This is a genomic window from Vreelandella neptunia (assembly GCF_022489065.1).
Lineage (GTDB): Bacteria > Pseudomonadota > Gammaproteobacteria > Pseudomonadales > Halomonadaceae > Vreelandella > Vreelandella neptunia_A.
Genome location: NZ_JAKVTW010000034.1, coordinates 1 through 9795 on the forward strand (window position 1 = coordinate 1; position 9795 = coordinate 9795).

Consider the following 9795-nt stretch of genomic DNA (forward strand, 5'->3'; position numbering starts at 1 on the left):
CAGCTATTTCTTCAGCATATGCTGAAATTCCTCACTCGGCCAATAGAAGACTTTCAGATATTTCGCATATATGCCGAAATTTTATATTGAATCAGATAACCCACTGATCACTATCTCATCTAATTCTGAAGACGATTTCCCATCAATGTAGCGACGCTGATGGCAAAAGCCCCTAACGCTCAGGAGAGCGCTAGGGGCCACTGCTTTAGAGAACCTTGTTCAGCTCCCCATAGTCCCCTCCAACGCGCAACACTACGGTCACGTCGTTATCATTGCGATTACGAAAGAACCAACCGTGGTTACCTGTGAACGCAGCTTCCAGTTCTCCCTCATCTTCGGGCACACCGCGTCCTTTCTCATAGCTGATCGAGTTGCCATTTCCGTCACCGTGGGTGTCGAAATTAAGTGGCCCCCCATCGGACACCCAAGCGAATGTCGCGACAGCGCCTTCTTCCATCGTCAGCTTGTACTCGGTGCCCTCACCCGGTGTCAGAGTGAAGCTCACTTCATCGCTCCATGTGGCAGCTTCTTTAGTTGCCTGGGAGGCTGCCTCTTCAGCGGCCAAAGCTTCAGCAAGCGCTACGCTAGCCTCGGGCTGCACCATCTCTTGGTCAGGTACCAAGGAGGCTACTTGCTCCGGCTCTACATCTGAAGCCTGTTGTGCAGCCGTGGGCTGGTTATCACTTGCTGATTCTTGAGGTGTGGCGGATGGGGATGCCTGCACGGCAGCGGCTTCGTCATTAGCCTGGTCAAGCTCGGCCTCTTCGGCCAGTTGGGTCTTGATTTCACCCATCTCGGTCAGCCCCAACAAGCGCCCAGCGCCGGTCGGGTCAATGGCATACTCAGCAGGCAGCACGACGGTAATCAGCAAAGCGACGGCGATAACGGCGGCCATCAATGTAGAGCGAAGTAACTTACCCGTTGACGGCAATTCGGCACGGGTTGGAAGATCAGTGTTATACATCGGGGACTCCTTCAATTAGGCAATGAAATAGCCGGTGAGTTGATAACCCACCAGCATAAAACCAGCACACATCATGGCGACGTTGGCGGTATACGCGTGGCGTAAGAAGCCAGTAGTGCGTCGCCAGAAGCCCATCACAATGAGAATGGCGCTCAATGCCAGTAATTGGCCGATCTCTACGCCTACGTTGAATGCCAGGAGGTTAGGGACGAGACCATCGGACGAGATATCGTACTCAATGATCTTGCTCGACAGGCCGAAGCCATGAAACAGACCGAACACCAACGTGGCGACCTTGGTGTTGGGCTGAAAGCCGAACCAGCGCTGATACGCACCGATGTTATCGAGCGCCTTGTAGACAACGGAGAGTCCGATGATGGCATCGATCAGATAGCTATTGATGCCGATATTGAAGTACACCCCTAACAGCATCGTCGTCGAGTGACCGATGGCAAAGAGGCTGACGTAAATAGCGATATGCTGCATTCGGTAGAGGAAAAAGATGACCCCTAACAAAAACAGGATGTGGTCATACCCCGTTACCATGTGCTTGGCACCGAGATACATAAACGAGATCAGATGAACACCATAGATCTCTTGTATATAGCCCTTGTCACCTTCAGCCACCGCGTGAGCAAGCGCCTCGCCACTGGCGCCCAGTAGCATTAATAGCAGGGTTAAAAAGGCTAAGGCGTGGCGTCGGGCCATCATAGGCAAGCCGAGCACACCCCTTACTTGGGATGGAAACATGCAACCTCCACGGGTTTGTCATTTGTGTTGGCCATCGGATGGATGGCCCCAGTCATCAAGCGACGACTGGCCGTGGAGGGCGCTCCAAGCGGTAGACGCGACGCAGGGGAAAAGCGCGTCGTTCGCCTAGCCGCAGGGCATGACGGACGTTGGGTGCGATGGCAATGCTCGCCCCCAACCGATCCGCTTGTTCATGGAAGTGACTGCCGCTCTCATGGGGGAGCTGGCGACCGTCTTCATGCATATGGCCATGGGTATGGGCATGCCCATGACCGTTTAGATCACTTGTATAGTCGCTGACTATGCTCGCCGCCCCATGGGCTTGCGCCTCGCCAATGCTGGTAATGACCAGGCTAGGCAAGAACACTAGTAAGAACATAAGGTAGCCAAGGCGGTGGCGCAGCCGATGGAGCATGACAAAACAACCAGAGTGAAAGTTAACCAAGCAACATATGCTGCTTCAGCGCTAGCGTTGGCAGCATGATACCAATAGATTAACATCCCCCCTAGGGGGATAGAAACAATGAAAAGGAAAAGAACATGACACCGCATACCCACCAGTCGCATCCCGATATCATCAAGCGGCTAAATCGCGCTCGTGGCCATCTACAAAGCGTGACGCAAATGATGGAAGAGGGTCGCCACTGCCTCGACATTGCGCAGCAGCTCCACGCGGTCGAGAAAGCTGTCCAGCAGGCTAAGCGCGTATTGATCCATGACCATATTGAACACTGTCTGGATGACGCCCTTAGCCCGCTCTCACCGGAACAGCAACACCATGTCGACGATTTCAAAGCGATTGCGCGTTATCTGTGAGGAGCTACCGCCAGGCCAGCACTCGGGTCTTCCTCACAGGGCAATATCTCAACCGTGATGTGAACGAGAGAGGAACAGTGGGCCTGGATATGGCGTTTGTAAGCCGTGGGCGACTCGGGTTCATGGGCCACGATGGAGACGATAGCAGCATAAATACTGGGGCCAATCGACCACACATGAAGATCACTCACACGGGCATCATCGTTCTCAACAGCCTGCTTGATGGCGTTTTCCATCGATGGATGCTGATGATCCAGCAGTACTGTCGATGTCTCTTTAAGCAACTGCCATGACCAGCGGGTGACCAAGATAGCGCCCACGATGCCCATGGCAGGATCCATCCAACTCCAACCCGCATATTTACCCGCCAGCAGCGCCACAATCGCGAGCACTGATGTCAGTGCATCTGCCAGTACATGCAGGTAAGCGGCACGACGATTATGATCATGATGATGGCTGTGGTCATGGTCGTGTCCATGATGGTGATCATGACCGGCCTCGCCTAATATCCAGGCAGAAACACCGTTGACCACCAAACCAATAAACGCGACGAAAATAGCCCCGTTAAACGAGATCTCAACGGGTTGAATAAAGCGGCCCACGCTTTCTATCACCATATAAAGGGCGAACACGGCCAGCAGTATCGCGCCAGTAAACCCGCCCAGCGCGTTGACCTTTCCGGTGCCAAATGAGAACCGGTCACTCATGGCATGCTTACGGGCATAGGCATACGCAAAGGCGGCAATACCCAGTGCCACTGCATGGGAGCCCATATGCAACCCATCGGCCAGCAGCGCCATTGACCCGTAGATCACCCCCGCCGTGATTTCCCAAACCATCATGACCAGGGTCAGCCCGACCACAAAGAGCGTCCGCGACTCACCGGAGCGTTTATGGTTCTGGCCAAATGTATGATCGTGCTGCCATTGGTCAAGGCAATGGTGATGCATGACGGGCGTACCTAAGGGAAGAAGAACATGTTCAGCGTAGGCGCTATCGAGCATTGCGACGCCATCTATCCCCCCAGGGGGGATAGATGTGATGTTAGTGGAGATCAGGTGGGTTCACAACCAAGCGTGTGAGAGCAAGCGCAGAGAATTATAAAGGACGACGCTCGCGAGACGGAAACGCCATCAGCGGGCGACTGCTGGCTAAAAAACCACCAGAGACGCTAAGACACCAAGAAGCGCGCAACCCGCCAGCACTTTGAGCATGCCAACCTTGAAATGAAAAATCGCGATCATGGCGCCTGCCGCCAGTAACAACGCTAGTAAATCGAGGGACGCTAAGTTCGGCGCTAAAAGTCGCGCTCCCATCACGTGCCATTCGCCTACGTCAGCGAAGATAACGTGAAGTCCAAACCAAATGGCTAAGTTGAGGATAACCCCGACAACCGCAGCGGTAATAGCGGACAGCGCCGCGCTTAGGGCGCGGTTGTCACGTAAACGCTCCACATAGGGAGCTCCTAAAAATATCCAAAGAAAACAAGGTACGAACGTTACCCACGTGGTCAGCAATGCGGCGAGCGTTGCGGCCAACATAGGATCAAGGCCTGTGGCCTCACGATAAGCGCCCATAAACCCAACAAACTGCACGACTTGAATTAACGGGCCCGGTGTCGTCTCCGCCATGCCCAGGCCATCCAGCATCTCGCCCGGTGCCAGCCATCCATAATTTTGCACCGCCTCTTGAGTGACGTAACCCAGCACCGCATAGGCACCGCCAAAGGTGACCACCGCCATCTTGCTAAAGAAGAATGCGATCTGACTGAACACATTCTCGCTGCCGAATAGGGCCAATAGCACCACCACCGGTGTTAGCCACAATAGGAGTAACGTGCCTGACATGCGTAGCGACCACTGGCGATTGGGGCGTGCATGGGCAGGCAGCCCTTCTCCCAGTAGGGAATCTCGGTCGCTAAGAACTGACTCGTCGGCATCACCGTGGCCACCTCCTACCTGAAAGGCTGTCATGCCACGCTTCCCTCCCCAGTACCCCAGAAGGGCCGCGCTTAGAACAATCACCGGAAACGCCACCTCAAAAAAGAAGATGGCAACAAACGCGGCAGCGGCGATGCCAAGCATTATCTGATTTTTCAGTGCCCGCTTGCCTATACGTACGACAGCGTTAAGCACCACGGCCAGTACCGCCGCTTTTAGGCCAAAGAAGAGCCCTTCAACGGCCCCCACATTGCCCAAGGCGGCATACAGGTAGCTCAAGGCCAAAATGGCGATGAAGCCAGGTAACACAAAGAGGCTGCCCGCCACCAAGCCACCTTTGGTACGATGCATCAGCCAACCGATATAGATAGCCAACTGTTGCGCTTCTGGGCCCGGCAACATCATGCAGTAGTTAAGCGCGTGCAAAAAACGGCGCTCGCCAATCCATTTTTTTTCTTCGACAAGAATGCGATGCATCACCGCTATTTGTCCGGCGGGGCCGCCAAAGCTCAGTAGTGCGATTCGTAACCAGACCCTAACGGCCTCACGGAACGGTACTTGATGGGGCGACTCAATGTTGGGCGGCATGGCACACTCTTTAGCGATGTAGGGGTGTTATTTTGTAGAATGTATAACAGTGAGGTTATACATACAACGAAAGAGGCGGTATGACAGATAACGTACAACACTGGTTAATCCTGATCATGCGTCTCAGTGGACGGGCGGGCACGCCCCGTATGAGGATCTGGCGGGCGCTTCGTGGTTTAGGTGCCGTGGTACTCAGAGATGGCGTCTACTTATTGCCTGCTAGCCCCTCGCGAAGGGAGGCGCTGGAGCAGCTAGTCGGCGCTATTCGGGAGCTGGGAGGTAACGCGCTGCTGATCGAGGTAGACGATTCAGCCATAGATAGCGTCGATGTGTTGCCTTCGCTCTTTGATCGAACGCCGGATTTTCAAGCCTTACGGGCGGCGGTGGTTGACTGGCAGCAGGTTTGCCCTCAGTTGGAGGAGCGAGACGCGCAGCGTCAATTGACCCAGCTGCAGCGACGTTTACAAGGTATAGTGGAGGTCGATTTTTTCCCAGGGCGAGAAAGCGAGCGCGCTATTATGGCCTTGGCAGAAGCGGAGGCCGTCTTTAATCGTTGCTTTGTGCCAGACGAGCCCCAGCCGATCCAAGCCGAGATCCCACGGCTTGACCACGCTGCATTTCGCGGGAGATGGTGGGCCACGCGCCGTCGCCCTTGGGTGGATCGGCTAGCATCGGCTTGGTTGATCAAGCGCTTTATTGATCCCGAGGCTCGCTTCGTGTGGCTAGAACATCCAAGCCAGTGCCCGCCAGACGCGCTGGGGTTTGATTTTGATGGAGCCTATTTCACCCATATTGATGACAAGGTGACGTTTGAAGTGCTACTCGCGTGTTTTAGCCTTGAGGCGCAGGCAGGTTTGAGCAGGATTGCGGAGCTAGTCCACTACTTGGATGTGGGGGGCACCCCCGTGCCGGAGGCCGTGGGGTTAAAACTTATGCTGGCCGGGGCTAAAGAGCGCTGTGACGACGATGATGCCCTACTGCAACGTACCGATATGTTGTTTGATGACCTTTACCAGGCGTATTTGGCGGGGGACCCAGACCGGAACACATGTTAGCTGTGCTCTTCAAGAATATGCTTTGACAGCTAAAGCAGTGGGCTGATGTGACCAAATCATTTCAATATCTGACCTATCCATGGCGGCGCTTTTGACAAGCTCGACACCAGAGACTTTAACCCAACGGTTGATAACAGGATTTCGTAAAGCTGAGAAATGTATACATATGTATTGTCGCCTGTGTCGGAATGACTGCTTTGGGTCGCTAGCCGCGACATTCAGCCAAAAGCGGATGTCCGAGCGATATAAATAAATTTACCGTTTTCTTTTCTTCAATACGCGTGTAGAGACTCCCAAGGTGGCTTAACCTCAAATCGTACACTTAAATCAAGCTGAGATTTAAGCCAGACAAGTCTCAACGTAAGCGAGCTCCTGTGTAAGTTCAGTTGCACGTTTACGCAAAAGGTCTAATCTCTGTTGAGCAGCCAGTTGAACCTCAATTGGGGCTCTTCCAAGTCTTTCAATTTTTCCAGTTACCACGTCGATTTTTTCATTCACTTCATGAAGAAGGGCTTGGCATGAGGCTTGCTTTTTGTCTGGAAAAAGCTGGCACTCCAGTAAGCGGATTGCATCATATATTTTAATGACCTCTTGACTGGTTTTAGAGTGAACGAAATTCAAACTGTCCTCATCAAACGCATGATGTTCCTGGTTTTGTCCGCTCCAGTTAACAAGATCATTTTTGATCAAATTGAAGTGTTTGAGATCGTAGGAGATATGAGGCTCAACTAGCGCAAAAGTTTTTTCCAGACTGATCTGTAGATATATATTTTTCTTAAGATTGGATTTTCCAAACTTGGCAGTGATTGAGACCGAATGCTCTAAGCAATATTCAACCACCATGGACTCAAACCAGATTCGGCAGTAGATTAACGCCTGCCTCACGTCATACACCGCCAGGGCCTCGTGAACCTTCGCCTGGAACCCACCTGCGTAGTCAACAATCACGATACCCTTGTTTGTATAACTAAGCACGCAGCTGGAGTGCTGGTCAGCTTGTGGATGCCTTTCTGCAATGATGCAGAAACGCTCCCAGAAGAGACGATCATGTGTCGTGACCACCATTTGGGTACGCTTTAGGTACGGATCCGAAAAGAACAAGTCGATAATGTTGGAACGGTGATCGCTGTCGATAGCGTTTACCACATCATCGAAAACGATTAACGGAAATTTATTCTTCTCGGCCATCGCCAAGAGTAGCGAAAGACCCAGTGCCCGCAAATGACCTTCACTCAGAATAGAGAAAGCATCTAGGGACGTGCCATCAGCGTTCGAAATCTTTATCCGGTAGCCATCACTGGTTTTATCAAAACGGATAGACTCGATGCGCTCGTGCTCATCATCGTGGTCATTGATCGCTTTGTAATAATCGGCAGCCTTTTTCTCAATCCCAGCGATCCTCGACGTTTCTAAGGCAAGCTTATAGCCTAATAAATCGCTGTAAAGATTGCTGTATTCCAGCTGTAGTCGTTGGATGAATGAATTAAACTTCACATTGTCAGTATCCTCATTCTGAAGGGCGTTTCTTTGGAGACACAGACTCAATATTCTCTCACCCGCGCGGGTGTACGCTCGTTGCGAAGCAATCTTTTCAGTGAACAGTCCTCTAACGATCTCTTCTCTTTTCTTGAGAGTTGAAGCCTGCTCTTCAAGGTGCTCGATTCGCACATCAGCCTGCTTAACCTCCACATACTTCTGCTGACAAGCGCTAAAATAGGCTTCAATGCCTGCGGTGTCGACGGCTAGCAGCTGGGTAAAATGATCAAGCACCTGCGACGCAGCCGTTACTCTATCTGTCGCTGCTTGAAAATTAGAAATGGCTGATTGTAGGTCGCCCAAGTTTAATGAACACGAAACACCTAAACGCGTATTTTTATCAATCTCAGCAAGTCCAGTGGAGATTATTGCGGCAAGTTGAGCTATACGATGATCGTTGCGATGCTTAGAAATTTTGAGTTGTTCCAACATACCCAGTGACTGAAGCTCACACCGAGCTCTCTCGAACGGGTTTTCGGTCACACTATGTAACGGTGTGGAGCAAGCAGGACAGACATCACCTGTTCCCGTGTTCTCAATAGCTTCGAGGGCTTCATAAATAGCGCGATAATTGACTGCTGCCACGTTATGGAGAAACGCAGCCTCAATCTTCGATTTCCTGGAGAGTAAGCGAGTTGCGATCCAGCCAGCACGGCGAATTCGCTCCATCAAAATGATGGTGGGAGCCTCTGAAAGTTTTAGCCTTTCGGCTTTCCGGATTTTTAGCTCCGCCAGCTTCGTTAGACGCAAGAATCTGACACGCACAGCGCCTTGCTGACCCGTCGTCAAATCAAGATGAGTGCATACTTGATTGTTCAGCTCAATTATATTCTCGGCAAGGCAATCCCGCTCCTTAATTAAGGTCGCTCTCTCGCTGGCAACGTTAGCCAGGGCCTCGGTTTGATCTGGGCGAAGATACATATTCAGGTTGAAACTTTCTGGTTTCACAAACCGTGCAACGACGTCTTGGAACTCTTCGAGACCAAACAACGTGGCAATGACGTCACTCTCGTGACTGCCAGTATCCTTGGAGCCAAGCAATGAAAACTCTTGTAAGCGATTTCGATCAATAAAGCAGCTTGCCCAGGCGATGCTGCGAGTGACGGGCGCACCATCTGCCCCCACTAGGGACAGGGACATCTTACCCGCCCCTCTTGAGATGTATTGCCTAACCTTGGTCTTACGTCGATCCGACTCTTTTATGTGTCCCGTGGCGCCATACTCCAAGGCTTCACACAGCGAAGACTTTCCGCCTCCGTTAGGGGCATAAAAGATATTTTTGGTCTTACTAAACCTGAGATGGCTTCCTTTGTCCTCAGAAGCAAGTTCACCAAATCCCCTGAAGTTTTTTACCTGCAGATGTGCCAAGGGGCTCAAGCCAGAGGGGGCCACCCAATCAAGCTCAGGCTTAGCATCGAGGACCCTCTTGAAGCGTAATGCGATACGCTGGTAGTCCTTCTGAAGAAGTTCATCAGCTGCTGTGGTCAAGTAGGTTTTTATATGCTCAGAATAACGACCTTTACTTTGGTTGGCCTTGTAAAGGCACCAAAAGAGCGCTAGGTAGGCGTCCGATTTACCATTAAGATGACTTTTAGCAAAGCTCAAAAGGTATTGGCTCATCCCTTTCTCTCCCTGATGATGGGCATAGAGCAACAACTATCCCATTCATATGCCTAACAGCGTATTAAACTGCGCGTTTTATAATTGAATGAACGTGCCGGCATTTTGTTCCGGCAAACGCAGCCTGCCATATTCTCTCAAGCCTATATCCAAAACTCGCGCGCCTGCTGCATTTCCCGGAATGTCCGCTCAGGGTCGAAACCAGAAGATCACCAATAGCTATCATTTTGGTCACTGCTTACCCCTTCCTCTTTAAATGGTGGGATCAGCGGTCTGTGCGACCTCCGATCCTGCAACAATCTCCAGTACTTGTCCCAAGTATTGCCTCGCCTCTTGAGGCTCTGTTGACTTCCGCAGGTACTCGGGAATTACCTCGACGAATTCAGACGTAGATACAGGTTCGAGCTCAATCAAAGCCTCTATCATCGCAGGCCGCAGCAGACACCTATCTTTAGGCGTATTTGGGAAATGCTTTGCGATAACATTCTTGCTAAAAGCTTCGAGACGTTCACGTAAGCTAAATTCA

9 protein-coding genes are annotated in these 9795 nt (G+C 51.7%); 2 read left to right on the forward strand and 7 right to left on the reverse strand.

Annotated features, from left to right (window positions below; genetic code table 11):
• Positions 1 to 205 precede the first annotated feature (205 nt).
• Genes MLE19_RS22315 through MLE19_RS22325 form a run of 3 tightly spaced genes read right to left on the reverse strand, consistent with a single transcriptional unit; the run spans position 206 to position 2129 of the window.
• The gene (locus MLE19_RS22315; RefSeq protein WP_240720543.1) at positions 206 to 964 is read right to left on the reverse strand and encodes a hypothetical protein; all 759 of its coding nucleotides are present in this window, start codon (positions 962 to 964) and stop codon (positions 206 to 208) included.
• Positions 965 to 979: 15 nt separating this feature from the next.
• The gene (locus tag MLE19_RS22320) at positions 980 to 1714 is read right to left on the reverse strand and encodes a HupE/UreJ family protein (RefSeq protein ID WP_240720544.1); all 735 of its coding nucleotides are present in this window, start codon (positions 1712 to 1714) and stop codon (positions 980 to 982) included.
• Between the two features lie 55 nt (positions 1715 to 1769).
• The gene (locus tag MLE19_RS22325) at positions 1770 to 2129 is read right to left on the reverse strand and encodes a hypothetical protein (RefSeq protein ID WP_240720545.1); all 360 of its coding nucleotides are present in this window, start codon (positions 2127 to 2129) and stop codon (positions 1770 to 1772) included.
• Between the two features lie 125 nt (positions 2130 to 2254).
• On the opposite strand from MLE19_RS22325, the gene MLE19_RS22330 reads away from it, so the two are divergent.
• Positions 2255 to 2530, forward strand: coding sequence for a metal-sensing transcriptional repressor (locus MLE19_RS22330; RefSeq protein WP_240720546.1), 276 nt, complete (start codon positions 2255 to 2257; stop codon positions 2528 to 2530).
• Here the strand turns inward: MLE19_RS22330 and dmeF are convergent.
• On the reverse strand, positions 2521 to 3534 hold the full coding sequence (dmeF, locus tag MLE19_RS22335; protein ID WP_240720547.1) for a CDF family Co(II)/Ni(II) efflux transporter DmeF: 1014 nt from the start codon (positions 3532 to 3534) through the stop codon (positions 2521 to 2523). The genes MLE19_RS22330 and dmeF overlap by 10 nt on opposite strands.
• 147 nt (positions 3535 to 3681) lie before the next feature.
• Positions 3682 to 5058, reverse strand: coding sequence for a chromate efflux transporter (gene chrA / locus MLE19_RS22340; RefSeq protein ID WP_240720548.1), 1377 nt, complete (start codon positions 5056 to 5058; stop codon positions 3682 to 3684).
• A gap of 80 nt (positions 5059 to 5138) precedes the next feature.
• Here chrA and MLE19_RS22345 point away from each other — a divergent pair, with 80 nt between their 5' ends.
• On the forward strand, positions 5139 to 6113 hold the full coding sequence (locus MLE19_RS22345; protein ID WP_240720549.1) for a chromate resistance protein ChrB domain-containing protein: 975 nt from the start codon (positions 5139 to 5141) through the stop codon (positions 6111 to 6113).
• A gap of 339 nt (positions 6114 to 6452) precedes the next feature.
• Here the strand turns inward: MLE19_RS22345 and MLE19_RS22350 are convergent, their stop codons facing one another.
• Positions 6453 to 9269: an ATP-binding protein gene (locus tag MLE19_RS22350; RefSeq protein ID WP_240720550.1), complete on the reverse strand. Its 2817-nt coding sequence runs from the start codon at positions 9267 to 9269 to the stop codon at positions 6453 to 6455.
• 252 nt (positions 9270 to 9521) lie between these two features.
• Positions 9522 to 9795: hypothetical protein (locus tag MLE19_RS22355; RefSeq protein WP_240720551.1), on the reverse strand; the 274-nt coding region annotated here is incomplete at its 5' end.